This is a genomic window from Psychroflexus aurantiacus, assembly GCF_010820555.1.
Classification (GTDB): Bacteria; Bacteroidota; Bacteroidia; order Flavobacteriales; family Flavobacteriaceae; genus Psychroflexus; species Psychroflexus aurantiacus.
Window position 1 is genome coordinate 80,303 of the sequence record NZ_JAAIKD010000004.1, and the last position, 26,350, is coordinate 106,652.

The following is a 26,350-nucleotide window of genomic DNA, read 5'->3' on the forward strand; positions in this document are numbered from 1 at the left end:
GCAATTTTATACAAAGGTAAGAAATAATGAATAGTTAAGCTTTAGTTTAGGTTGCCTCTTGCGCCTAAATTAATAAACTCTAAGACAAATTTAACCTGGGTTGATATTTTTGATCCCTGTGTTGTTTTTTTATTCTGAATTTGCTGCCGTTTTATATAGGGTGTAGAACGATTCAGCATGTATTATTTGTACAGGCTTTAGAGTCTAGCTACTGAAAAATAAATCATCAAGAAATGACTAAAGCTTCCCAGCAATACAAAAATATGCCAAATGACATGATTGAAGGTCATGGAGGTTTTGACGTAAAAATAAATGCCCAGCGTATAAAAAAAGCCGCCGAGCGCAAGCAGGATGAGTTCCAGACTTCTGAAATTTTCAAGCACGGCAACACTATCAAAAATGATAAGCCAGCCCATGACCAGATAGAGTAAGAGCGATAGTTTTTCAAACTTTCCAGTGAAAAATAGTTTTAAAACGGTGCCGATAAAAGCAATTGCCCAGACGGCATAAAAAAGAAATTCTCCGTGGCTGTCTTTCAGGAGGGTGAGCACCATAGGACTGTAGGTTCCTGCGATGAGGAAGTAAATGCTGACGTGATCCAGAACTCTTAGACGGCGTTTCAATTGCCCGTTTGAAACATAATGATAGGCGGTCGAAGACGCGTAGAGTAGAACCAAAGAAAAAGCATACAGGCCGAGTCCAAACTTAAGATAATGCTCATCGAGTTTCGCTGTAGCAAACAGCATTGCAATCCCGATAAAGGCCAATAGCAGACCAACTCCATGGGTGAATGTGTTCCAGAATTCTTCTTTTCGCGTTTGAGTGTTTTCCATCCGTATTCAGTCATCAATACCTTGCAAAGCTAATTTATAAACTTCTCCAATAGTTAAATTAGCTGGCAATTTTCCAGGGAAATAGTAAAGAAAAGATGAGTTTGGCGTTTTAGTAAGTAAAGCATCCGCAGCGGTCTCTCCTAAAGCGTTCTTTTGCTCTGAAGTTGATCATCAGGGAATGAATTCCGCCATTGTAGCGTGAAAAGGTAGTCACAGAGGTATCGTAAGAGTATCCAATCATGATTTGATCTATGACACGAACACCGATAAATGCTCCTGCAGTCACATTGTGTTCATAATTTGCACTTGCAAAGAGTTTATCTTTCCAGTCTAGATTAAAGGAAACCAGCGCGCTGTAAGGCGCTCCGCTGGCAAAACGAGCCATAATAGTGGGTTGAAGGTAAACCTCCCGTTCCAGCTCGAACCTGTAACCTGAACTCAAATAAAAATTGGGCGTTGTATTAGCCAGGGTATTCCTGAAGTCATCTATATAGGATGTCGTCAGAAAATTAGGAACAGATAAGCCAACAAAAAAGTTTTCACGATGCAAGAAAAAGCCTGTTCCAAAAATAAGACTGGTTCTGGACAAATCGCCAAAAGGATTTCCAAATTCACTTTGATCTTCGATGGATAGCAAGGTATAATCTATGGCGTAATTATTTACACCAAATTTTACTCCTGCAGACATCAGCCAGTCTTGAGATAACCTCAAGTGGTAAGCCACGTTCCCCACGACTCTGTTTTCCTTGCTCGCGCCGATTTTATCACTCAGGATATCAAATCCTGCTCCCAGATTGGTAAGGCCTATTCTATCGTGTCCGCTAAGAATTAAAGTCTCAGGGGCGCCCTCAAATCCAACCCATTGAGAGGTGTAAAAGCCAGTTACGGAATACCCGTCAGAACTTCCGGCATAGGCGGGGTTATAGATTAAAGGGGCAAAAACGAAATTGGATAATTTTACATCGGATTGTGCCTGCCCCAAAAAAACAAGGCTAAAAATCAATATGATGGATACGTTTTTAAAAAATGTCATCATTTCGCGTTGTTATCAATTTGCACAAAACCCTTCTTCGTATTGTTCCTGCATGGGGAGTTATAATTTAAAATATAGTAGTAGGTCCCTGTGGGTAAAAAACGGGTCTGACTGAGTGTTCCTCCCACATTCGAGGCTCCTTTGAAGGTGTTGTCGGTATTATTGTAGCCCGTAGTTTCCCAGACCAACTTACCGTAGCGATTATAAATTTTCATCTCATTTTCAGGAAAGGACTCAATGTTTACGACATTCAGATTATCGTTAAGCGTATTTCCATTGATCGTTATAAAATTATTGACGCTGATAATCCCTTCAATAATGCTGACCTCGACGCTAAGGCTTTCACTGCTGAGGCAATTCAAATCAACATCATAATTTCTGGCATAAAAAACCTCACTTTCCGTGATCAGGTAATCGTCGGGGAGGGCCTGGTCATCGGTTGGGGATAAATACCACTGGATATCCATGCCCTGAACATTGAGATCGCTAAGTCTGGGTTGATCTTCAGTACAAAACTCCTGGGAAGTCTCCCCGGTGGGAGGAGGGATGTCATTGATGTAATCTTGCTCAATCTCAATTTCTAAGACTTCCATGCACCCGTTGTCATCCATCACTTCAATGTCATAAACCCCGGGTTCCAGACCTTCAAAAAGAAAGGTAGAATCTCCAGTTCCGAAATTTGAAGTGTAAGGTGGAGTTCCCCCTTCCACAAAAAGGCTGATCGTTCCATCGTCTGTCCCAAAACAATTGGCCTGGGTGGTTTGGTAACTCACTTCAAGCGGGGCGGGTTCTTCAATGACAACTTCCAGATCGATGGCACAATTGCTGGCATCCATAACGACCAGAGCATAAGTCCCGGCATCGAGATCATTTAAAATGGGTTCTGAACTGGTAAATCCATTTGGACCTGTCCACTGGTAATTGTAAGATTCACCGGCAAAGGTTCGGCCTCCATCTATCTCTACGCCTATAAATCCGTTTGCAGCACTATAACAGCTGATGTTTTCATACGTATAATCCATAACTAAAGCAGTAACCCCTTCAATTTCAACACTTACCACTTCCTCACAGTTATACTTGTCCGTAATATTAGCGGTATAAGTTCCCGGGGCCAGGTTTGAAAGGGTTTCACCCGTCATTCCATTATCCCATGTAATGGTATAGGGTGCTGTTCCTCCTTCAATATCCAAAGCAATGCTGCCGTCTTCACTTGAAGCACAGGTTTCATTTTTTGAATTGATGCTAATATCGATAGGCTCGGGCATAACCAGTTCTATCTCTTTAGAAACCAGACAACCCAGATTATCGTAGACATTAACTTTATAGAGCCCTGGACCAACACCGGTTAAATCTTTTTCTGTAGAAATAACTTGATTGTCAGAATTCATCCATTCATACCTGTAGGTGAATTCGCCTGTACCTGTTTGAAGTGGGGTTCCTCCCTGAACATCAATAGTGATGAATCCGTTAAAGACTGCCTTAGCAGTTGCAGCAGCAGTTTTTGGAATAAAAATCTGGTCGGTACAAACCAGGGCTGTTTTTTCTATGACCTCAATAGCTATGGGAGCAGGCTCGGTGACCAGAAAGTCTTCGATTGCAGTACAGTTATTTTGATCTGTGACGATAAGTGTATAATAACCAGCACCAATGTTCTCAAGATCCTGAGTGGAAGCTATGAGTACCCCGTCTTTGAGCCAGGCGTAGGAATACATGCCCGAACCGCCCGAAGCGGAGGTGAGAATTTTGCCGGTAAAGTCGCCGTAACACTGAATGTTAAGTACAGCATCTTCTGAAATCACAAGCTCCTGAGGAGCTGTAATGGCATAGGAGAACTTATAGACACAACCAAAACCATCAGTAATTTCGAGATTATAAGTCCCCTGTTTCAAATTGAAAATATCCTCCTGATTAGAACTAAACCCGTCTGGACCCGTCCAGTTAAACAGATACGGCTGTTCAGTCGACCTGGGGATTCCTCCAGAAGGGCTTATTTGAATACTTGCATCGTTTGCATCAAAACAGCTGGTTTGGTTTCCACTGAAGTCGGATATCACTGCATTGTCCTCCAAATCTGAAGCCACCGTTATGGTGAATTGCTGGGTGCTCTGACCACAAGGGTCGCCTGAAAAGCTGCTTTCTGAAGTGACGGTGACTACGGCGGTTTGCGTTTCTCCTGTAGAGTTTGTAACGGTGAATGTCGGGATTGAACCAGAGCCCTCTGCTGCCAGACCAATGTTAGTATTGGAATTAGTCCAGGCATAACTGCTCACCATGCCAGGCTCTGTCGTTGAGAAATTAATACCGGCTATTTCATCACCATTACAGACTTCCAAATCACTAATTGGATTTAATTCTGCAAAAGGAACGACGCTAAGTTGGGCCGGGTTTGACACAACAGGACCACATTTTGAACTATCAAAATTTATAGTGACATAATAAAATTGATCTCCGGCCACATCTGTTGGGGGTAAAAAAGTGGACTGATTTTCACCAGCAATAGGGGTTCCTCCGGTACTACTATTCTCATTGTTTTCATACCATTGGTATGTAGGATTTCCAATGCTAAAATTTAGATTTACAGATAATACATCCGGGGTCGCATTCAGGCAGAGTTCTTCAGACTGGGGATGCTGGCTGATGTAGGGCTGATCTTCAATCCTGATTCTTGCATTTTCACTTGTAGTTTCACAACCCGACGCAGTTTGGGATACAACCACATAGTAATACAAAGTACCAGCCTGATTTGTGGGCGGTGTAAAGCTTGGGCCGATTTCGCTAGGAATAGCATTGCCTGTGGTCGTATCTGCTGTATCATTAACATACCACTGATAATTATACTGACCAATTCCTCCAGAAACCGCAACATTCATTTCATCTGCAGGAGCATTTAAACACAGGTCCTGATCATCCAGCTGTTGGGCAGTTATAGTTGGATCTTCAACAACTTCTACCACAGAAACCTCACTTACAACATCACCACACTGATTTCCTTCAGGATCGACAACCACATAGAAATAAAAAGTTCCGGGCGTATCGAAAGCAGGCGGCAGGTAGGTGGAATTTGTCGCTCCGGCTATAGGTGTTCCTCCCGTATTGGTTGAAGTCGTATTTCTGTACCATTGATAACTCGAGGAAGTAGAGTTGCCACCTTCCAGGATTATGCTTAAAGGGGTGATCTGCCCACCCTCGCAAAGGCTTTGAAACGCTTCAGGTTCTCCCTCAATAAGTCCGGAACTTTCCACTATAATTTCAACAGTAAACGCATCTCCAAGGCAAGTTCCAGACTGAGGGATTACCGTATAGGTGAGAGTAGCTGTATTTTGTGAGGTGTTTGTTACATTTTGACTAATTTCAGTTTGTGGAGTACTTTCTGCAGTTCCGCCAGTAATAGCCCCGGCTGGATTGCTTACGGGTTCAGTCCAGGTATAGGTCGTTGATGCAGGAATACTATTGTTTCCAGTATTAGAGGGCTGAATTGTAAATCTTCCATCGGTGCAATAGCTTTGGGTAATAGGCTCTACATAAGGTTTTGGCTGGACTACGATTTCAATAAAAAACGAATTACCCTCGCAGGCGGCATACTCAGGAAATACTTCGTAAGTCACAATCACATCCTCATCACTACTGCTAGTCAGGCTTTGAACGATTTCATCCTGAGGGCTTGCAGCTTCTGTAATTCCACTGATTGTTCCGGGTTGAGACACGAGCGGAGCTCCCCAGGTGTATTGAGTTCCTGCAGGAACCCGGTTAGGTGAAATATCTTCAGGACTTAGACTAAAAGTTTCCCCACTGCAAATGACGGCATCATAATCCCTTATAATCGGTTCCGGATTTACTGTTACAGTAAGTGTAAAAGCATCACCTTGGCAACCATTCACCACAGGAGTGACAGTATATACGGCTGTTGAAACTGAGCTTGAAGTGTTTTCCAGTAGCTGATCAATAGAGCTCACCGGGCTGGCTTGTGCAGTAGCTCCTGTTATGGTTCCGCTGGGGTTTATAACTGGGGTCTCCCAGGTGTATTGGGTTCCTGCCGGGATCTGATTTCCGGAACTATCTTCATCCGGAATTTCAGCAAAGGCTTCACCACTGCAGATGTCCAGAGTGATATCCTGGATAACAGGCTCTTCGGGGAAATTAACAGTTAGGGTAAAGGTTTCTCCTTCACAAGACCCTAAAATCGGTGTAACCGTATACACCAGACTTGCAGCATTCGCCGTAGAATTCTCGACCGGCTGAGAAATACTGGTCTGGGGTGTGCTTTCTGCAGAACCTCCTGTAATTGCCCCTGCCGGAGTACTGACAGGTTCGTCCCATATATAGGTCGTGCCAGCGGGAAGAATATTTCCTGTAGAACCTGGGGTGAAATTTAATTCCTCTCCAGGACACAGATCCACCGTAGCATCTGATAGAATAGGAGTAGGCTTGACTGTAATTGTAAAGGTTTCAGGAGTTCCCGGGCAGGTTATACTTCCGGATTTTACGAATGGCGTAACGCTTACAGTCGCAACTATAGGATTTTCAGTAAGATTTTCAGTGGTGAAACCTGGTATGTTTCCCTCACCCGTCATGGGTGTTAAACCAATATTAGTATCTATTTCCCATTCAAAATTGGTTGTGTTCGACGTGTTTGGTGTACTGAAAACAATTTCAGACGTCATTTCAGCAGCACAAAACTCTAAATTTGGAAGTGAGTTCACTTCACCGTTTGGAAGAACTTCAACATCTACAGAGTCTGAAGTTTCCTCGCAGGGCCCATCCGGATCATCGGTGGTTATAGTGAGGGTAAGTGTACCAATAAAACCAGCAGGTGGCGTAAAATCTGAATTTGGATTTGTTGGATCCGAAAATGTCCCTCCTGCTGAAGAAGACCAAGTTATGCCGGAGGCAGATCCACCAAAGCTGGCCTCCAGCGAAATGCTAGTATCTAAGCAAATTGGGGCATAGGTCCCGGCATCTACAACTGGTTCAGCCTGAACAATGACTTCGTGATCATCGCTGACCTCAGAACATAAAGTTCCGGAGTTGTCCGAGCTAAGCGTAAACCTGATAGTCCCCGCGTATCCGTTTGGAGGACTATAGATTGGATTTAAAGCGCCTGCATCTGGAGAAAATGTTCCTCCTTCAATACTGGCTGACCATTCCCCATTTCCGGTTCCTCCAGAAATGTCTCCGTTAAGCTGTATACTGCCGTTAGCACAAACCTCTGCAGGGCCATCGGCCTGGACCACTGGGGGAACTAAAACTTCGATATTGCCAGTATAGGTGTTTGAACCGCATTCATTTGTGACGGTTAATTCGTATGTATAATTCCCGGTTGTATCGTAGGAAATTGTAGGATTTGGATCTGTAGAATTTGGAATGGAAGCCGAAGACGAGGAAGAAAAATCCCAGGAATAAAAAGTGCCTGACGTGGTATAACAATCGTAAACGACTGGATTGATTTCAAATGGCTCATTTTGACATACAATCAGGTCTTCTAACTCAGCTTTGGGCTTATCTTTTATAATGATCACTTTCTCATAAACATCATTTTGACATTTATCTTTTTTCCCATTTCCCGGCGTGTCTTGAACAGAAACCTCTAAGCGTATAATGTAAATTCCAGGAGCGTTGAACTGAAATTCAGGCTCAAAATCCTCCGGACCTGTTCCATTGGCAAATTCCCAGTCGGTCTCAAATGGCGGACACTCATTGTTTTCTGCTTCAACTTTCCATTCATATGTCGGTTCTATATCACAGCCCTCTGCCTGTGAAATATTTGTGGTGGAAACAATTTGGTTGTCTTCAAAACAGGCTTCATCCTGACTTAGCGTAAACTCAGAAATAATTTCTGGGATGATGCATATTTCCTTGGTAATCCTGCTTTCACCACAATTGTTTCTCGTTACTAATGTGATGTCATAATATCCTGGAGTATCAAAGATTACCCCTAAATTTTCAGAACCATCTGTCCAGGAAAACCAGTCGGTATTTCCATTGTTATCCCCTAACTGACTTCCTCCATCTAAGGTATATCCGCTAGCCGGGCTGATTTCCCAGTACCTTCCATATTCTCCGTTACAGCCATCCTGAGCCGTATTGGTGCCGGATAAAGAAATGTCATTAAAATTGACGGTTGAATTCACGCAGGCTATATCCGCCGGAAGTTCAAAATCGGCCTGTGTTGGTTCGGAAACACGTATAGGGCCTGTAGAGACAAAATTTCCACTTGTATTACAGGGATTGGTCGCGGTTACAGTAACTGAAAATGAATTCGGAAAATTCGAGCCATTGATGAATGAGGTTGTATTACAGGAAGTGTCTAAAAACGTGTGTAAAAAAGTCTCAGTAAATGAAGATCCAAGCGGGAAATCGGAAGACTCTAATATTATAGGTTCTGAACCGTCATTAATCGTAATGGTATAGGTTGTTCCAGGAGTATTGTTGGTGGAAGTTACACTAAATTCATATTGATCCGGCAGGCAGTTTTCATTACCGGTAAGCTGAACGTTTACCGAGGGAGGCTCTGTGCCCACAAAGACTTTAAATTCTGTAGTATCCACACTGCCGTCAGGGAAAATCACCGAATACGCAAGTGTATAGACCCCAGAACTATAGGTGTGAGTTTCGACCTGTGTACTGGTGGTACCATCACCCCAGTCTAGAAGATAGTTTGTTCCCGATGGATAAGTGGACTGGCTCGGATCTTCAAACTCGAAAATTCCATTGTTGCTTAAGTTGGAAGAACACCTCAAAAAACTTTTAACTCCATTTTCAACGATAATAGCGTAGCCACCTGCTCCGCCTAAACTGTTATTTATGGTAAGATCAGAACTTTCTAAAGCAAGCTTGGACTGGTCTGTAAAAATCTCAAAAAAAGAATTTACGCGCTTCGTCGACTTTGAGATTGTATCGGCTTCTCTGCTTTTTGTGTTAGTATAAGCGATTTCATCGGTGGCGCTGTTAACCTTATTAGAAGGATTGACTAATACAAAACCGATTATTAGTAAACATCCAATAAGTAGTGAGGATAAAAGTTTTGTTTTCATCAGCAGTCATTTTCTCATAGTCTTCTACTGCAAAATTCATTGGGTATTTTATAAACCTTAAAACAATAAGAAGAAGTTAGACACTACAATACTAATGACAATAATTAATATATTACAGCAATAATAAATAAATATTTTCAATTTTATTGATAATAAATGAATCTGAAATACCTAAGCAATTGACAATTAAACACTTAAAACTATTTTATTAAATAGTGATGACAAATGTTAGGCAATAAAAATTTAAAAGTTGTCTTTGACTTTTGGGATATGCAGAGGAAGCTTAGGAGGTGATTTTTCACCAGTCTTCGCTGTCCTTAAGAATGAATTTAACCAGGGCTTGATTTAATTCGTTGAGAAAAATGGAAATCTGGGAGCGGCTGTTTTCTAAATCTCTTCTGATATCTTCATCCTGTATAAGGCTTATGTTTGCTATGGTTCTGTATTCGGTATAGTATTTATACTTTAACGAGGTGACTTCTATTTTATACTTTCCATCTCTCAGAGAAATGTTGAGTTGGTATTTTAAATCGGTCGTCAGATTTTTGACTTCCAGAAGTTGGTGCGCCAGTGCTGTAATATAAAAGGTGTCTTCTGAATATTGGCATTTTAATAATTCAGATTCTGAGTAATAACCATCCAACCAGTTTTGAATATTTACTTTAAGCTCTGCTTTGTTAATAGTTTCGGTTTGAATTATAATTGCTTTAGGGAGCTCATAATTTTCTAAGTCAAAGCGAGGCAAGTCTTCACTTTGGCTAAATGAATGTATCGAGATTAAAACTAAAAGTGCTAAGAGGTGAATTTTGGACATAAATAATATTCTTTAAAATTCAATTTAACATTATTAACTTGAAAAAACGCTTATTAATGAAATTAAGCTATTTATTTAACGCCGGTGAATCGTGTTACAAATCCTTTATCACTGTGAAATTGCCCCTCTTTCAAATCAATCTCAAGTTCTTTTCCCTGACCATCTGTTAAGTTCTGAAAATCTTTTTTAAGCAGGTTTAAAGCATAAAGCATATCCGTATTTTTTGGACCGCCCGATTTATAATTATCCTTTAGCTGTTTAGGATGAAAAGCCTCTAAAATTGGTTTTCCACCGGGTTTCAAAGATGTAATAACATTGTGATGAAACTGGTTCCTGAGTTCTGAATTCAAATGGGCATAAATCAAGACAACGAGGTCATAAGTGTTTTCCTTAAACTGAAAATTTTCAGCTTCGCTAATCTCATAGCTTATGGAGCTTTGTTAGTCTTGCTTAATCTCAGAGCTTTCTCTTATCCTGCTGCAGAAAAATTAAAAGCTTCTATGTTCCAGCCTTACTGAGCAGCATAGAAGTCAGCCTCCAACGGAAATAAACAGTGCTTTTTAGCCTATTTTATTCAATTCAGTTTTAAAAAAAGAATTGGGCCTGATTCCATAACTATACAACCCTGCCATATCTTTCGTTCCAAAATTCTTTCATTTAAAAACCCGAAGCTCAAACTTCGGGTGAATTGAGATTACTTATAATTTTTCATTTCTCCTTTGAGATCCTTATCTCCGGAAATCATTTCAAAGGAAGTATTTTTAGTGCGTTCGAGTTCGAGGGCGTAAACCAGAGCTTTGGCAACATCCTCTCTGGGAATTTGGCCCTGCTTATTTAAATGTTTGGTAATTTCAACGCGTTCGTTCCCTTTTTCATCGGTTAATCCGCCTGGCTGTACGATGGTGTATACCAGCTTGGATTCCCGTAGAAAATCATCCGCAGCTTTTTTGGATTTTAAATAGTGCTCAAGACCTTCTACACGGCTTGGTGCATCAGTGCCCATCGAGCTTAGCATCACAAACTTTTGAAGTTTATGGGCTTCAGCAAGTTCTACAGCTTTTTTAGCTCCTTTATAGTCGACTTCAAGTGTTTTTTCATCACTTGTATCACCTCCTGATCCAGCAGCAAAAATAACTTTATCCATGCCTTTAAAAGCATCAGAAAAATCCTCTTCCAGATCTCCCATTCTTGTTTCTATGCCTAGATTTTCAAAAAAAGGTTTTTGAACATCTTTTCTTATCATCGCGTAGGGTTTAAAATCTGAAGAATCTCTCAGGATTTTTGAAATAATTCTTCCGGTTTTACCATTGGCTCCTATGACTAGTATATGTTGCATTGATTAAATTTTATGGATTCATTTCAAAGTTATTTAACTTATTCCCCATTTTGATTAAAATCAAATTAAATGTTCGGTGAATTAAGTTAAATACTACTAATAGGTAGCGCCATAATTTCTTTTTTAATCAAAATGAAAGCTTTGAGACTTTGATTATAAGTTTTGTCGGGAATAAAGGAGATCTAGGTACTCTGCATCAGTATATTAAAAGAAATTAAAGAAAATTAATAAGCTTTAACTTGAAAAAGACTTTTTTTATAAGGCCTTTAGCAGAGTTTTTTTGTATAAATCTTATATTAAAGAGAATCACAAAAAATGAGATCATGGAAAAAAGAATAGCACTATTAGCAACCAACGGATTTGAAAAAAGCGAACTGTTCTCACCTAAAGAAGCTTTAGAAAAGGAAGGCTTCCGGGTAGATATCGTTAGCTTGAAAAAAGAAAAAATAAAAGGCTGGGAAGGAACTGACTGGTCCGGTGAAATAGAGGTTGATTTTGCAGTTCAAGAGGTAAGTGCAAAAGATTACAATGCTTTGATACTGCCAGGCGGCGTCATGAATCCGGATCAGCTCAGGAGAAATGAAGATGCCCTGGTATTTGTAAGGGATTTCTTTAAGCAAAGCAAGCCTGTCGGCGCCATTTGTCATGCTGCCTGGACTTTAATTGAGGCTGAAGTTGTCGAAGGCAGAACCATGACTTCTTTTCAATCCATCAAAAAAGACTTACAGAATGCGGGAGCTCTTTGGGTTGATAAAGAAGTCGTGGTTGACGAAGCTTTAGTAACCTCTAGAACACCTGATGATTTACCAGCCTTCAATGCGAAAATGATTGAAGAGATTCATGAAGGAAAACACGATTTACAGCACGCTTAAGCGGAGTCTGAAATTTTGATTTTACACAAAAGCTGTTTGAGGGATTCAAACAGCTTTTTTATGTTGAAAAACCTATTATGGACTTAGCATTTCAGTAAACTCGATTTCAGTATTTTAGCTATAACATAGATTTTTATTTCACTTTTTTGTAACGCCAGAGATTTTCAAACGTATTTATAGTGAAGCCATTTAATTTATCTCTACTGAATTTGTTTACAACCAAACTAATAGAAGAAAGTTTAAAAGGAAGCAGAAAAGCTCAGCTAAAGCTTTACAATGCCTATTGCGATGCCATGTTGACCATAGCTTACAGGTATGTAAAGGATATGGATACGGCTCGAGATGTAACTCAGGAAGCTTTTATAAAAGCCTTTTCGAATTTAAGAAGATACGATGGTACTTCAAGCTTTGGGGTCTGGCTGAAACAGATTGTTATTCATCAAAGCATAGATTGTCTCCGCAAGAGAACATTTGATCTGTGTCTGGATCAGGTTCCGAATTTAAGCGTTGAAATCGATGACAACTGGGACGTAGAGGAACATCTGGAAGTAAGCCATATTAAAAGGGCAATTGACGAATTGCCTGAAAAATATGCTGTGGTCCTCAAGCTTTATTTGATGGAAGGTTACGATCACGAGGAGATTTCTGAAATTCTGGATGTTTCTGTCAATGCATCGCGTACTCAACTTCACAGAGGTAAAAACATGTTGAAAGATAACTTAAAAAGGACAGGCTATGAAATGAGCCATAACCGCTAAACACGAGCAAGCAGGGTGTCCCGTGGTGAAGGCATAGGATTGCTTTAAAACACTAAAATTATACAGATGAAAGATTTGCGTAAGGATTTTAACTACACAGAGGACCAACTAAAAATGCCCGAAGGTCATCTCGAAGGTTTTCAAAGGAAACTCGGGCCAGAACCTGCTGGAAAAGCAAGTCAAAGTCTGTGGTTACAAAGAATAGCAGCTATACTTATCCTTGGAATTTTAATCTCTACCTATTGGTTTCCAAATGCTTCACCAGAATCCAATACCAGCTCAATTGCTGATGAAACACTGGATTTGAATGACATATCACCAGAGTTAAGCAATCTGGAAACCTTTTTTAAAGCCTCTATAAATTATGAACTGGCGACTCTGGAATATGGAAATTACGAGGAAGTCGCTTTTTCGTACTTAGAGGAATTAGAAAAAATTGAAAAGGACTACAAAACATTAAGCAAAGACTTACAAACCCATGGCTATAATCAACTCATCATACAGGCCATGATAGAAAACCTTCAGTTGAGACTTGAATTGCTTCAAAATTTAAAACTCAGATTAAACGAACTTAAAACCCTTAATCATGAAAAAGACCAAACCTATCAGCTATAAATTAATGATTATTTTCTTACTGCCACTCCTGGGCCTGGCTCAAAGTAAACGCGAAACCCTGGAAACTTTCGATGTGGATAAAAGTCCGGTTATTACACTGGATGTGTCTCATGCTCAAGTCGTGGTGACTACCTGGAATAAAAATAAGATAGAAGTGAAGACCACTTTATCCAGTGAGACGCTTAGCGAAAAAGAAGCCAGTGAACTTTTTGATGTTCATGAAGTCAAGGTACTTGGAAACAGCAATAGGGTAGAGGTTTCATCTGCAAACAATCCAGGTGTAAGAAACTTTGCATTTATTCAATCTCCAAAGCCGCCTAAACCCCCCAAGCCAAATGCAGGTTCGCCAAGGCCTCCAAGACCACCAATGCCACCAAGACCAGCTTTGGAATTTGACTTTGATTACTTGGCCTTTAAGGAGGAAGGGAAAGCTTACCTGGAAAAGCTTAAGCAACAATTGAATTCCACTAGCTTTAAAGAAGAAATGAATAATTTCAGAAAAGAAATGATGGTCTGGAAAGATAAATTCCTGAAGGACTCTCTGAAGGGTTTCCGTTCGGATTTAGACTCTTTAAAAATTTACGTCAAAACCTTTAGAGATGAAGCTCAGGATATATTTCAAGACTTAAAAGAAGATTATGAAAATTCAATTTCTAAAAGTGCTGTAAGGAAAGTTATAGAAATCAAAGTTCCAAAGTCGGCCAGGTTTGAAGTTGACTTACGCCATTCCAAGCTTGAGGCTGATGCCATGAAAGACTTGACCGCTCACCTTAGGTATTCAGACTTTAAACTGAAAGACCTGTCTGGAGAAAATTCAGAGATCAACATGAAATACTCAACTTTGCGAATAGATTCTGCAGATCAGTTAAGTTTAAATCTTGTGTATTCCAAAAAGGTTGAATTAGGAGATGTGAATAAACTTAATGTGAAATCCAAAATGTCTGAATTAAGCATAAAACACCTTAGAGACCAGGGTCTTATTAATGGTTCTTATGGCAAATTATTCATAGATGCAATCGACCCTGACTTTTCTTTAATCGATATTCAGTTAGAGAAATCGACTGCCAGTCTTAAACTCCCTGAGAATATAGATTATAGATTCTATGCTAAATCTTCCAATTCCAAATTCAATCTGAATACTGATCTAGACCTGAAGATGTCCAAAAGCTTTGAGGATGTGATTTACACCACTACTGGTCAGACTAATGATGCTCAGATATTGTCTTTATCTGCTAATTATAGCACAGTCAATTTAGATTAGATTCATTTTTATAAAGGAAACAGTAAGCTTTACTTAAATCTAATTTGTCCAAAGTCAAAACTAAATTTACAGTTTCATGCAATTTGAAAATATATTCCTTACTAGCTTTTTATTTTAAATAGATTAGTACATTTAGGCATGAACGAGATATATTTCACAAAAGAAAATATTGATGAAAATTTCAAAAGCATGGCTTTATCAATTATCCAACAATTAGAGGATAGTTATACAGAGGCTGAACTTGAAAAAATAAAAAATAAAAATTTAAAAAAAATAGTAGAAGATCTTGACAAGCATAAGCCAAAAAGCCATGCGAGAGAGATGAAGAAAAATTTACTTAAATATGTCAATCATTTTATAGAAGTTCCAATAAAAGAATATGATGAAATTGAATTAACAACATTAGAAGCAACATATATATTACCAATTTTAAACAACCGTTTTATTAAGTATGGCTATACTTTAAAATGGTTGTGGCTTTGGACATTGCTTTTTGCTCTTTCATTCGATGCTCTATTATTTGTTTTTATAGGAAAATATTATTTCTACATTCCTATAATAACTATACTACTTATACCATTTATTTTTATGCAGATACGAACGGAAATCAAAGCCAAGAAAAATAATAGATTGTGGTGATTAAACTTCTTGAAGATTACCAAATCTAATGAAAATTAAAATCTAAGATTTAATATTTTTTTCCAACAAAGAAAAAGAATTAACCCCGATGATTAGGTCATCGGGGTTAATTCTTTACCTAAACTCCTGACTCCTGTTATTCACCATAAACAGGGCATTCACGAAAAACAATTTTCCATTTTCCCAGAAGGAACGGAACATCACATCATCTACCATATAAATGAGGCTTCCACGCCCGAATCGCTGTTCCCCAAAAACCAGGGAATTTGAAATCTTTTCTGCTGCCTTTCCTCCCGCAAAACCACTTAAACGTTCAGAGGACACATCGAAGTAAGCCACATTATAGCCATTGTCGAGATACTGGTAAGCTGTAGCGCTGGTTTTTAGAGAGGCATAAGTGTCCCCGTAGCCAAAAGCAAGAGGGTGCGTGTTATCCACTTCCACTTCAAAAATGGCTCCCGTAATATTGTCCTTGGTGCGTTCTTTTTCCCGCTGGGCATAAGGAATAAGGTTAGTAATCGTGCTGTCCTTTTCGGTTTTCACTTTTTCCAGGCCAAAACCTTTTTTACCTTCAAAAGTGGATAAGGCATTTGCTATAGCGATGACTTTTCCTCCACTTTTAATCCAATCGCTGAGGCCTTCAAATGTTTCGCCATTTAAAACGGAAGAATAACTACCATTGGGAAGAACCAGTACATCATAATCGTTTAAATCTATTCTGCTGAAATCATCTGTAGAGATGGATATAATCGGATAATTTAATTCCTGTTCAAAGAAATACCAAAGTGAACCGTAACTAAGTGAGGAAGTTCCTTCCCCTCTTAAAACAGCGATGCGTTGTGGATGAACTTTCTGGATGTCCGGTGAGCCAAAATCTGTACCTGAATCTGAAAAGCCGGTTGTTGTAGCTTTCAATTCAATGTCAAATGCACTGGCTAATCCAATGACCAGGGAATCGAAATCCGCTTGTTTGTTATTGGTTTTGGTGAGGACCAGACTTCCACGTTCAAACGATAGATTTTGAATTTTAAATGGCTTCGTAGTCGCTCTCACATCAATGCCATGCTCGAGAAGTTTTGCCAGAAATTTAGCATGCGCCATGCTATTCCATTCAGAAATGTAACCGACTGTTTCTCCTTTAATAGCTTGTTCAGGAAGTACGTCGCTCTTCGCTGTTGTATCGATGTCTCCATTTACCTGATAAACATCCACCCCATGAGCCAGGGCTAAATTCCAGGACGTAATATCGTAGGTAAGCGGCGTGCTCAGTTTTGGATCAGCTTCAAATAAAACCTTTAGCATTTTAGCTTTTGGCTGACCTGCAGGCAGGACTATGGCATGTTTAGCATCAAAAGAAGTTTTAGAATTGCCGTAAACCTGGCTTCCATTTAAAGTCTTGGTCATTGAAATGTCATAAAGATAGTCGTGCTTATCAAAAAGTTCCCTCAAAACCTTCAGTTTTTGTTCATCTCCAGCCAGAACGTAATAATCAAAATCTGGCGATTGGTTAAAGTAAGTCTTGAATTCAGAATTTAATCTTGCAGCATGTTCAGAAGAAATTTCAACGGTAGATAAACCGGTTAGCGTGTGATGCTGAACCCGATCAACCAAGGTTAATTCATAGCCTTCATCGGTATTGATCCCAAGACCAGCGCGTCCGTGACCAGCCTGCTCGTATGTCATACCGATCGCCCCATTGTAAGTAGGGTAGGTGTCTCCGTAGCTTGGATAAAACAAATCAAAACTTTCCCTGGTAAAATAGAGCCATGCTTTCTCATCGAAAGCTTCAGCATTGTTTTTTCCTATTTCGGTTTGGAATTCCTTTTGAAATTCTGTGATCACCTCATGAAAGGGCGCTGCCGCTGGTGCAAAATAATAAGGTGAATTGATGCCCTGCTCGTGAAAATCGACGTGCACATGAGGCATCCACTGGTTGTAAAGTTTCAAACGCTGCTGGGTCTCTACCTGTGTGGCCCACATCCAGTCCCTGTTCAAATCGTATAGATAGTGGTTGGGCCTTCCTCCAGGCCAGGGTTCGTTGTGTTCTACCGCATCCTGATACGGAGAATAAGGTGTTGCTTTGACCTGATTGTACCAGTTTACATAGCGATCTCGACCATCCGGATTGATACAGGGGTCTATAATGACCACTGTATTTTCTAAAACATTTCGGCGATTGGTTACCAGCTCATACGCCGTGAGCATCGCAGCTTCTGTACTGGAAGCTTCATTCCCATGCACATTATAGCTCAACCAGACAATCGCGATGTCAGGACTGGATTCTCCTTCGATAATTCCCGTTTGTTTGAGATTATTGATTCTGATTTCTTCAATGTTACTTAAATTTTCTTCGGAAGAAATCACAGCATAGCTTAAGGTTCTGCGTTCGTTTGTTTTACCGTAGGCAGAGTAAGTAAGGTTTGGGCTGTTTTCAGCCAGGTGATTAAAGTAGTCTATAACCTGGTGATGCCGAGTAAATTCTGTACCAATTTTGTAGCCTAAAAATTCCTCTGGTGATTGAATTGCGTTTTGGGCATGATTAAAACCGAAAAAACAAAAAATGAAGATAAAGGTTAAACTGAATTTCATGTGTTAAGAGTTTGAGGTAAATTTAAATTAAATACCCTTAACAACGGATTGTATTCAATATAAAATCAGACTATTGTTTTTTTAATCTGGCTTTATGAACATTTATCTTTTCCATTTCAGATTTGTGATAATCCACCGGGCTGCCAAAGGCCATTTGAAACGCATTTTTTAAAGACTTGGCTTTGGTTAAGTCTTTAAAAAGAGCAATCCATTCGTGAAATACAAGAATAAAGGGATTGTAAGTGTCTATGGGTTTCGTGATGCCATAAACAGGTTTTTCTTCTTCTAGGGCGAAGGTTCCAAAAATTCTATCCCAGATAATAAGCGTTGAGCCATAATTTTTGTCCAGGTACTGTTCGTTTTTGGAATGGTGAACCCTATGGTGAGATGGCGTCGTGAAAATATATTCAATAGGTTTTGGAAGTTTTTTAATATATTCAGTATGTATCCAAAATTGGTAAAGCACTTCTATCTGGTGAACAACTAAAAACACAAAAGGATGGAATCCCATTAATATCACGGGTAAAAAGAAGATAATTTTAAGGTTTTGAGTCCAGGATAATCTAAAAGATGTTGAAAGATTATAATATTCAGAATTGTGATGAACCACGTGAGTAGACCACCAAAACCGCTGTTCGTGAGCAATCCTATGTGACCAGTATCTCACAAAATCCAGTGCGATAAAGCAAAGAATAAAAGACCACCAGGTCATAGGGATATATAAAGGGGTAAGGTTATAGAAAAACAGGAAAAAGGCAAAAACTCCAATTTTCATCACGCCGTTAAGAAGAATATTGACCACTCCAATAAACGTAGAAGCCATGAAATCTTTGCCTTCATAAAGCTTTTTGTTTTGCTTGTAGCTGAAGTAGGATTCAAGCGCAACCAGCGAGAACATCACCGGTGCAGCAATCCAGATAATGGTTGTAAAATCTAAATTTGCAACATCTTCTAAACTTATTTTTACTTTCTCCATGTATGGGTATTTTCTGCAAACATAAAGAATGAGAAACTTTATTTTTCGATTTTATTCTATTATTACTTCTGGAAATGCAATTTTTAGGATAAGTTCAACCTTTTCGTTTAGCGGAGTACCTGCAATGAATCGATAAGCTTTTTAATCTCAGCCTTAAATCTTGTTTTTTGGCAATCTAATTCTTTTTTACTGCTAAGTTTTAACTTTTCAATTTTCAAGGCATAATCCGACAGGGTTGAAGCCCCAAGATTTAAAGCCGTTCCTTTTATTTTATGGGCAAGTTTTTTGAATTCTGTCTCATTTTCCAGTTCTTCCAAATCGACCAAAGCTTGCGTCAAGGTTTCATCTGCCAGTTTAATAAGTTCATTAAAAAACTGCTCATTATGACCAATCATGTTCATCAGGTGAGATTTTTTGAAATCACCGGTTTCATTTTTATCGATGACCTTACTGGGTTCTCTTTCAGGTAAAGATTTCCCCGGGTTTTTATTTATGTCTTGGGCATATTTGGAGATAATATTTTTAATAGACTCCTGCAAAATAGGTTTGGATATATAATCATTCATGCCCGATTCAATACATTTTTCTTTTGTGCCTTTTACAGTTCCTGCAGTTATCGCAATAATAGGAACGGTCTTTCCTGTTTTCTCTTTTCTGATGGATTCTGCAAGTTCATATCCGTTCATGTTGGGCATCTGTATATCTGAAAATACCATATCCGGACTGTACTTTTTAAAGAGTTTGAAGGCTTTTAAACCGTCCTCTGCTTCAAAAATATTTACGGAGGAATATATGTTTTTCAAGTAAGATTTTATCAGCTCCATATTGATCAGGTTGTCTTCTGCAATCAAAAACTTCAGACCTTCTGTTTCTTCAACCGGGGTTGTATTGATTTCATCAGCGACAACTTCATTCTCATTTTTTTCAGTTTTTAAAATTAATTTTAAAAGATTACTCTTCTTGACAGGCTTAGTCAGGAGTTGATCGAAATGCTTGATAAAATCTTCGTTTTCATAATACTCTGACGAATTGGATTTACTGATTAATACAAACCGAGTATTTTTCGACTTGATATGTGTTTTTAATTTCGAAACGAGTTGGTAGGAGTCTGTAATGCTGTGTTCCTGATTGATGAAAATAATCTGTGGAGAAAATTCATTCATTTTTTGGGATGCTGTTTTTAAATCTTTGGCATAATGTGTTTTAAGTTTAAAAGCTTTCAGATTATTTTTGATCGTCTCAAAATATTCAAAAATAGAAGAGATAACCAGCACATGTTTAAGATCTGTATCGGAGGTATTTTTCTGATTTAGATCATATTCAGACTGCAAAGACACTTCAAAATAAAATTTGCTTCCTTGGCCTGTCTTGCTTTTCAACCTCAATTTACTGTTCATCATATTCAGGATCTTATCTGATATGGCAAGACCTAATCCAGTGCCACCATATTTTTTGGTGACTGAAGTATCCTCTTGAATAAAGGCATTAAATATTTTCTTCTGATTTTCTTTAGCAATCCCTACACCTGTATCTTCTACTGAGAATGTTAAGTTTGAAAGATGATTGGATTTATTTTTTAAGGATACTCGCAGTGTTACACTTCCCTGATCTGTAAACTTAATGGCATTGTTTAAGAGATTCATAAGAATTTGCTTAAGTCTGACACTATCTACCCACACGTAATCAGGAACATTAGTATTGACTATTAAAATCAGTTCCAGGCCTTTTTTATGGGCTTCATACTTTGTAAGGTCGATAACTTCTTCAGTAATGCTGTGTAAATCAGTTTTTGTAGTATCAAGCTGTAACTTTCCAGATTCAATTTTGGAAAAATCGAGTACGTCATTGATCAAATCCAGAAGAATATGAGCCGATTGAAATACGGTTCGCATGTACTGATGCTGCACTTCATTCAATGGGGTTTTCATCAATAAGTCGGAGAAACCAATAACCCCGTTAAGCGGAGTTCTCATCTCATGACTCATATTGGCAACAAACTCAGACTTAGCCTGGCTTGCCTTGATAGCTTCAGCTTTAGAGGTTTTTAATTTCTTTTCAATTTTTTTCTGCTCGGTGACATCCTGTAAGGTAGAAATGACAATTCTTCTGCCATGTTTATCAAAATGTATGAGTCCATTGATATCGACGGTTATGAGGTCACCGGACTTTGTTTTAAGAACTTTTTCAATGGGTCCTAATTTCTTTAGATCTTTTAATTTTTGAATTTGTTTGTGATCTGATGCCGTAGTTTCGTTTTCTGGCGTTATGCTCCAGATATTTTTGCCTAGAATTTCTCTTTCACTATACCCTAGCATCTCCAGCATAGCCTTGTTCACGTCTAAAAATTCCCCGGAACTAAAATCAGTAATGATGATACCTACAGGCGAGAGTTCAAAAATATTTTTGAACTGCTGTACGTTTTGTTTGAGTTCCTTTTCGAGAGCTTTCTTGTCTGAGATATCCTGGTGAGTACCAAACATCCATTCGGGTTGACCATCTTCTGTCCAGGAAATAACCTTGCCTTTATCGAGAACCCATATCCAGTGACCAAGCTTATGTTTTAGACGAAGTTCCATTTGGTAGAAATCGGTTCGTCTCTCGAAGTGTTCATCAAGTAGTTGATTGCTTTTCTTGAGATCTTCAGGGTGTGTGGCATTATTCCAAACCTCAAAAGAGTTGTCTAGTGGAATTTCATTTTGTGTATACCCCATCATTTCTACAAACCTTTGGTTAAACAAGGACTCACCGGTCTGTATATTCCATTCCCAGGTCCCTAAATTGGTCGCATTAATGATATTGTTTAAACGTTCTCTTTCTTGCTTGAGCTTCTCTTTGGTGCTTTTCACTTCAGTGATATCCTGGAACGATCCGTATACTGCTATGCATTCACCATTCACGATTTCTGGCTTGATGTTGACAAGTGCCCAAAGGTGTTTTTTCTGTGCAGTAATAACTTCAAACTCACCGGTATAGGAGGTGTTAAGCTTAATGCTCTCAGACATTTTTTCAGTCATCAGTTCTCTGTTTTCTCCTGCTTTGAAAAAAAATAAGGCTTCGTCTATCGTAGGCTGAACTTCCGGTCCTATTCCTGCAATGTCTTTTAAGATGGGGGTCCAGAACAATTCCCTTTTCTTCACATCATATCGCCATCCGCCTACTTTTGCCAAGCTTTCTGCTTCCTCCAGCAAATTATTGATTAGCTTTAGTTTTTCTTCTGTTTTTTTGCGGCCAGTCACTTCTCTGATGACGCAAAGGATCTCGGTGTTATGATGTTCTCTTTGTATGACATTGACGTTCATATTAAACCACCTCTCCAGGCCATTTCTGTTTAATTCATATTCTACAGGAATACTGGAATGGTATAATTTACTTGCCTTAACGGCCAGTTTAATCTGATTGGAAAGCTTTTTATCAAGGTTTATATCTTCGATATTTTTTCCTATAAAGCTTCCTTTTTCCATAAACAAATCATCTCCTTTTCCATAAAACTCCATGAAATTCAAATCAGAGTCCAGAAGAAAGACAAGGTCTCCGGTATTATTGAGTAAGGTCTGGAACCGGCTTTTTCCATCTGATATGTTGTTGTTAAGCTGTCTGAGATTCAGGCTTTCTTTATGAGAAATGATCTTGTCCATAGCTTCCTGTGAAAGCTGTTTTAAGATGTGCTGCTGGGAAGCGCTTAGTTTTTTGGCTTCCGAATCAAACACACATAAGGTTCCAATGGAATAGCCGTCTGGATCTACAATTGATTTTCCAGCATAAAAATTGATGTTATTAGACCTTAAATAATCGATTTTTCTATTCGTGGTCTTTTCTTTCGAGGCATCGCGAATGATGAAGACCTCATTGGGATTATCAATGCTAATGTCGCAAAATGAATCTTCTTTAGAGATCTCCTCGCGATCAAAATTAAAACTCGATTTTATCCAAAACCTGTTTTTATCCAGTATACTCAGCGTAGCATGCGAACATTCACATACCCTGGCGGCAATTTCAACTAATCTATCGAAACCTGAATCTTGATTGGAATCCAGGAGACTGTATTTGTCTATTGGGTTAAATTTATTTTTATCCATGGAAATATTGTCACGCCATAAATTTACTATTTTAAATCAGGATATGGTCTGGATTGATTAAAAAAAGGCAATCAAAGTGAATTAATTGCCTGCTTTTAAGAATGGATAGGATTTAGATCGTAGTCAGGTTTTCACTTAAAGTCGTGATAAACTTTTGGATTGGTTTTTTTATCATCATGGCCATCATGCTGTTAAATTCCCCTTCAAAAATAAGCTGCACCTCAGAACTGTTTTCGTCAATTTCAGTTATTTCACCTTTCAGTGTAAATGGAAGTTTATCGCTGGCGGCGGCCAAAACCACAAGATGATGGGGTTCCGTCTTATCCAGTTTTAATTTGATGGCAGGCATGCCTTTCAGTTGAAAAAGAAAACTGTCTTCACCAAGCATTTCAAACTTTTCAATGCTCTCCGGCATCAATTGTTTAAAATTTTCAACTTGTTTTAAAAACTCAAAAGTTTCTTTCTGACTTTTATTTACCGTTATTTTTTCGCTTTCTATATGCATAGTTAGTGGTTCCATTGGACAGGATCTCTGCGCCAGTTTTTTAATAAATCTACTTCAGATTTGGTTAGATAATTCGTTTTATAGGCTTGCTTGAGAAGAATGTCATAATTTCCCAAGGTGTACACTTCCAGATGTTCATCTTTAAAAGCCTGTTCAGATTCTTCAAAGCCATAAGTGAAAATGGCCATCATACCTTTTATGTTAGCCTGTCCTTCTTGCTTCAAAGCATTTATAGCATTCATACTGCTCTTTCCAGTGCTTATCAGATCTTCAATCACGACCACATTGGCATGAGGATGAAGTCTGCCTTCAATTTGATTTTGACGTCCGTGCTTTTTAGGCTCTGGCCTTACATAAACAAAGGGCAAACCCAGATAGTCTGCTATGATAGCACCTATACCAATAGCTCCTGTAGCTACACCAGCAATGGCATCCGGCTTTCCAAAAAGTTCTTCTATGGGCTTGGCTAATTCAGAAACAATAAAGTTTCTAATCGTAGGATAGGATAAAATTATTCTGTTGTCGCAATATATCGGGGACTCTAAGCCACTTGCCCAGGTAAAAGGCTTTTGTGGGTTTAATTTTATTGCGTTAATTTGCAGCAAAAGCTCTGCTGTTTTATGGGCTGTGTTTTCATCTAAAATCATAGTTGCAAATGTATAAAGTTTTCGTCAATGACGTGCCAATTATATTGTCTACTCAGGAAAATATAGGTTCAAACTACACTAATATAGCCATAAAAAAAGCAAAACTCAAAAAACTTATACGTCAAATTGAGTCTGGTGAACTTACCTACCTTAATTTGTACCACAAGAATGAACAAAAGCTTTTAAAGCACCTCAAACGAAAGTTAAAGGTCGTTGTTGCAGGTGGTGGTTTAGTTTATAATGCCAACCAGGAGATCCTTTTCATCTATCGTAATAAAAAGTGGGACCTGCCAAAGGGAAAAGCTGAGAAGGGTGAAAATATAGAGGAAACCGCTCTTCGCGAAGTAGAAGAAGAAACCCATGTAGAGGGTCTTAAAATCGTTTCTTTTCTTCAAATCACCTACCATATCATCAACAGGAATGATAAATACAAACTCAAGGAAACCCACTGGTACGAAATGAAAACCGATTTTACGGGTGAACTGGTCCCCGAACTTTCAGAAGGTATAAAAAAAGCCAAGTGGAAAGACTTCGAAAAGACTCAAAAAGCTCTTCAGAAATCCTATGCCAACATCAAACTCCTGTTTCCAAAAGAATATCTAGTTCAGCACCCTAACGACAGGGTAGGTTAAATGCGCTTTTTCGTAAGAGTTGGAATGCTTGTGGATCCAGTCCAGCTGGGCATACCAATTCTTAGCAAATTCAGGTTCAGTGTTTTGTTTTTCTTCAAATTTCGCTTTTAATTCAGGATTATTATTAAAGATTTCTATAGCCAAATCTTCAAATACATAAGGTGAAAAACCTTCTTTTTGCTGCAAAATACTATCGAAAAAATTCCAGTTAAAAAACGAATCTACGGCCACAGGCTCAAGGGTTTCAATCAGATAGCGTAAGCCGGGTTGATTGGTATTGACCAAAACATCACCCTGAGAAAAATTCTTTTGAACTTGTTTTGAACGGACCTTGGTTCCAGAATGTAGATAATGCCCTTCATAAGCCGTCCTTCTAGTCTTAAAATCAACGATACTATATTCCTCCACTTCCATAACCGTGTCCTTGGCAAATCGTTCGTAATCTATGTTGTTCCAGTTCATCAGTTCCACGATAGAAGACCACTGTTTTGGAATGATGTAGGCTTTGGGTACAACCACAGAATCTGTAGGTTTAAAAACATTGTAATAGCTCACTTCCTTCTCATAAGGTTTATCTCTTCTGAATTTGATTCTCGGTAACTTCGTGATTTCGCTGGTTAAATTTTCAAGCTCGTACCCCAGGAACTCAAGGCGTCTGTAGCTGGAAGAATCCACCTGAAAGTTTAGAGGATAAGTTTTAGCCTTCGCAAAGGCCTGAACGTTTTGCTTTCTGGCCTCCTGAATACTTGTTTTTTGCTGTTGAGACACCTGGACCAGCGTCTTTAGCATCTCTAATGTCCCTTCCACACGCTTGGGGTAAGGTTTGAGCATGTGGGTTTCAATCATGAGACCCAGCGTATTCCATAAAGCCGTATAGCCGGTAGAATATCTGGGTGAATCGTTAAATTGTGTAAACCCCTTTTCCGGACTCTCATTGTTGACATTGACATAAGGAGTGATTTCCCAGTCTTTTTCACTTAACTGGTTTTCAACGGCAGGGATGAATTTAGTTTCCAAATGCCGGCTCAATTCGCCACCAAGCTTGTTGTGCTGCGTAAAAAGATGAGTCAGAGTGTACTGGTAATCGGCACCATTACTCACGTGTGTATCCACAAACACATCAGGATTTACCTGGTGAAAAATGCTATAAAAGGCTTTGCTGTTTTTGGTGTCAGATTTTATAAAGTCTCTGTTCAGGTCGAAGTTTCTGGCATTTCCTCTGAACCCATACGCAGCCGGCCCGTTTTGATTGACTCTGGACGTTGAGTTTCTGTTTAAAGCTCCACCCACATTGTAGACAGGTATGGCATACAATTCAACAGCATCCGGTAAAGCCCATTCGTTATTGGATAAGGCTTTAAAGAGTAACATAGTGGCATCAATCCCGTCCGATTCTCCAGGATGAATACCATTATTGATCAAAAACTTGAGCGGATTATCTTGAACTTCAGCAGGGATAAATTTGACCAGATGAAGCGGCTTTCCTATATCGGTTTCGTACACTTCTTCTAAAGTTATTCTATCATCCTTATCGGCCAGGTATTTGTAAAACTGGATCACTTCGGGATAGGTCGAGGTTGAGTCTCCATCGGTGCGTTCGAAGCCAATTTTAAAGTCCTCGGAGAGGGCATCCGAAGGTTTCTTTTTGGTAGAGGGGTCACAAGCTATAAAGCAAATGGTTAAGGAGAGCAGTAGACAGTATCTTAACATTAGTATTTTTTTAGAATTATCTT

18 protein-coding genes are annotated in these 26,350 nt (G+C 39.0%); 6 read left to right on the plus strand and 12 right to left on the minus strand.

What is annotated here, in order from left to right; genetic code table 11:
• Positions 1-197: 197 nt before the first annotated feature.
• The 6 genes from trhA to G3567_RS07975 all read right to left on the minus strand — a co-directional run bounded on the left by trhA (position 198) and on the right by G3567_RS07975 (position 11,047).
• Positions 198-833 (minus strand): PAQR family membrane homeostasis protein TrhA, encoded by a 636-nt coding sequence (trhA, locus tag G3567_RS07950; RefSeq protein ID WP_164004806.1) that lies wholly within the window; start codon positions 831-833, stop codon positions 198-200.
• A 109-nt stretch (positions 834-942) separates the two neighbouring features.
• Positions 943-1,869: a PorP/SprF family type IX secretion system membrane protein gene (locus G3567_RS07955; RefSeq protein ID WP_164004807.1), complete on the minus strand. Its 927-nt coding sequence runs from the start codon at positions 1,867-1,869 to the stop codon at positions 943-945.
• Positions 1,866-8,897: a PKD-like domain-containing protein gene (locus G3567_RS07960; protein ID WP_164004808.1), complete on the minus strand. Its 7,032-nt coding sequence runs from the start codon at positions 8,895-8,897 to the stop codon at positions 1,866-1,868. The genes G3567_RS07955 and G3567_RS07960 overlap by 4 nt, the downstream gene beginning before the upstream one ends.
• A 298-nt stretch (positions 8,898-9,195) precedes the next feature.
• Positions 9,196-9,711, minus strand: coding sequence for a DUF4468 domain-containing protein (locus G3567_RS07965; RefSeq protein ID WP_164004809.1), 516 nt, complete (start codon positions 9,709-9,711; stop codon positions 9,196-9,198).
• Positions 9,712-9,782: 71 nt separating this feature from the next.
• A complete protein-coding gene (locus tag G3567_RS13470) occupies positions 9,783-10,061 on the minus strand; it encodes a hypothetical protein (protein ID WP_235923524.1) in 279 nt (92 codons plus the stop codon).
• Between the two features lie 344 nt (positions 10,062-10,405).
• Positions 10,406-11,047, minus strand: coding sequence for an SDR family oxidoreductase (locus tag G3567_RS07975; RefSeq protein ID WP_164004810.1), 642 nt, complete (start codon positions 11,045-11,047; stop codon positions 10,406-10,408).
• A gap of 323 nt (positions 11,048-11,370) precedes the next feature.
• Between G3567_RS07975 and G3567_RS07980 the strand changes: the two genes are divergently transcribed.
• From G3567_RS07980 to G3567_RS08000, 5 genes are all read left to right on the plus strand, one after another.
• Positions 11,371-11,919, plus strand: a complete 549-nt coding sequence (locus G3567_RS07980) for a type 1 glutamine amidotransferase domain-containing protein (protein ID WP_164004811.1) — start codon at positions 11,371-11,373, stop codon at positions 11,917-11,919.
• Between the two features lie 179 nt (positions 11,920-12,098).
• Positions 12,099-12,677: an RNA polymerase sigma factor gene (locus G3567_RS07985; protein WP_317164167.1), complete on the plus strand. Its 579-nt coding sequence runs from the start codon at positions 12,099-12,101 to the stop codon at positions 12,675-12,677.
• Positions 12,678-12,743: 66 nt separating this feature from the next.
• On the plus strand, positions 12,744-13,292 hold the full coding sequence (locus G3567_RS07990) for a hypothetical protein (RefSeq protein ID WP_164004812.1): 549 nt from the start codon (positions 12,744-12,746) through the stop codon (positions 13,290-13,292).
• Positions 13,264-14,553 carry a hypothetical protein gene (locus G3567_RS07995; protein WP_164004813.1) on the plus strand — a complete coding sequence of 430 codons (1,290 nt, stop codon included), beginning with the start codon at positions 13,264-13,266 and terminating at the stop codon, positions 14,551-14,553. The genes G3567_RS07990 and G3567_RS07995 overlap by 29 nt, the downstream gene beginning before the upstream one ends.
• Before the next feature lie 138 nt (positions 14,554-14,691).
• Positions 14,692-15,192: a hypothetical protein gene (locus tag G3567_RS08000; RefSeq protein ID WP_164004814.1), complete on the plus strand. Its 501-nt coding sequence runs from the start codon at positions 14,692-14,694 to the stop codon at positions 15,190-15,192.
• A 114-nt stretch (positions 15,193-15,306) separates the two neighbouring features.
• Here G3567_RS08000 and G3567_RS08005 read toward each other — a convergent pair whose 3' ends face one another.
• The 5 genes from G3567_RS08005 to pyrE all read right to left on the minus strand — a co-directional run bounded on the left by G3567_RS08005 (position 15,307) and on the right by pyrE (position 23,985).
• Positions 15,307-17,781 carry a M14 family metallopeptidase gene (locus G3567_RS08005; protein ID WP_164004815.1) on the minus strand — a complete coding sequence of 825 codons (2,475 nt, stop codon included), beginning with the start codon at positions 17,779-17,781 and terminating at the stop codon, positions 15,307-15,309.
• A 70-nt stretch (positions 17,782-17,851) separates the two neighbouring features.
• Complete coding sequence (locus G3567_RS08010; RefSeq protein ID WP_164004816.1) at positions 17,852-18,757, minus strand: sterol desaturase family protein; 906 nt, start codon at positions 18,755-18,757, stop codon at positions 17,852-17,854.
• Positions 18,758-18,864: 107 nt separating this feature from the next.
• A complete protein-coding gene (locus tag G3567_RS08015) occupies positions 18,865-22,833 on the minus strand; it encodes a PAS domain S-box protein (protein ID WP_164004817.1) in 3,969 nt (1,322 codons plus the stop codon).
• Positions 22,834-22,945: 112 nt separating this feature from the next.
• A complete protein-coding gene (locus G3567_RS08020) occupies positions 22,946-23,338 on the minus strand; it encodes an SRPBCC family protein (protein WP_164005091.1) in 393 nt (130 codons plus the stop codon).
• 2 nt (positions 23,339-23,340) lie between these two features.
• Positions 23,341-23,985, minus strand: a complete 645-nt coding sequence (pyrE, locus tag G3567_RS08025) for an orotate phosphoribosyltransferase (RefSeq protein ID WP_164004818.1) — start codon at positions 23,983-23,985, stop codon at positions 23,341-23,343.
• Positions 23,986-23,993: 8 nt separating this feature from the next.
• Between pyrE and G3567_RS08030 the strand changes: the two genes are divergently transcribed.
• On the plus strand, positions 23,994-24,617 hold the full coding sequence (locus G3567_RS08030) for an NUDIX hydrolase (RefSeq protein WP_164004819.1): 624 nt from the start codon (positions 23,994-23,996) through the stop codon (positions 24,615-24,617).
• Here the strand turns inward: G3567_RS08030 and G3567_RS08035 are convergent.
• Positions 24,585-26,327: a M14 family metallopeptidase gene (locus G3567_RS08035; RefSeq protein WP_164004820.1), complete on the minus strand. Its 1,743-nt coding sequence runs from the start codon at positions 26,325-26,327 to the stop codon at positions 24,585-24,587. The two genes, G3567_RS08030 and G3567_RS08035, sit on opposite strands and share 33 nt — an antisense overlap.
• Positions 26,328-26,350: the final 23 nt, after the last annotated feature.

Excerpts from the sequence above, each read along its gene's own strand:
- trhA (WP_164004806.1), bottom strand. The coding sequence starts at position 833 with ATGGAAAACACTCAAACGCGAAAAGAAGAATTCTGGAACACATTCACC.
- G3567_RS07955 (WP_164004807.1), bottom strand. The coding sequence starts at position 1,869 with ATGATGACATTTTTTAAAAACGTATCCATCATATTGATTTTTAGCCTT.
- G3567_RS07960 (WP_164004808.1), bottom strand. The coding sequence starts at position 8,897 with ATGAAAACAAAACTTTTATCCTCACTACTTATTGGATGTTTACTAATA.
- G3567_RS07965 (WP_164004809.1), bottom strand. The coding sequence starts at position 9,711 with ATGTCCAAAATTCACCTCTTAGCACTTTTAGTTTTAATCTCGATACAT.
- G3567_RS07975 (WP_164004810.1), bottom strand. The coding sequence starts at position 11,047 with ATGCAACATATACTAGTCATAGGAGCCAATGGTAAAACCGGAAGAATT.
- G3567_RS07980 (WP_164004811.1), top strand. The coding sequence starts at position 11,371 with ATGGAAAAAAGAATAGCACTATTAGCAACCAACGGATTTGAAAAAAGC.
- G3567_RS07990 (WP_164004812.1), top strand. The coding sequence starts at position 12,744 with ATGAAAGATTTGCGTAAGGATTTTAACTACACAGAGGACCAACTAAAA.
- G3567_RS07995 (WP_164004813.1), top strand. The coding sequence starts at position 13,264 with ATGAAAAAGACCAAACCTATCAGCTATAAATTAATGATTATTTTCTTA.
- G3567_RS08000 (WP_164004814.1), top strand. The coding sequence starts at position 14,692 with ATGAACGAGATATATTTCACAAAAGAAAATATTGATGAAAATTTCAAA.
- G3567_RS08005 (WP_164004815.1), bottom strand. The coding sequence starts at position 17,781 with ATGAAATTCAGTTTAACCTTTATCTTCATTTTTTGTTTTTTCGGTTTT.
- G3567_RS08010 (WP_164004816.1), bottom strand. The coding sequence starts at position 18,757 with ATGGAGAAAGTAAAAATAAGTTTAGAAGATGTTGCAAATTTAGATTTT.
- G3567_RS08015 (WP_164004817.1), bottom strand. The coding sequence starts at position 22,833 with ATGGATAAAAATAAATTTAACCCAATAGACAAATACAGTCTCCTGGAT.
- G3567_RS08020 (WP_164005091.1), bottom strand. The coding sequence starts at position 23,338 with ATGCATATAGAAAGCGAAAAAATAACGGTAAATAAAAGTCAGAAAGAA.
- pyrE (WP_164004818.1), bottom strand. The coding sequence starts at position 23,985 with ATGATTTTAGATGAAAACACAGCCCATAAAACAGCAGAGCTTTTGCTG.
- G3567_RS08030 (WP_164004819.1), top strand. The coding sequence starts at position 23,994 with ATGTATAAAGTTTTCGTCAATGACGTGCCAATTATATTGTCTACTCAG.
- G3567_RS08035 (WP_164004820.1), bottom strand. The coding sequence starts at position 26,327 with ATGTTAAGATACTGTCTACTGCTCTCCTTAACCATTTGCTTTATAGCT.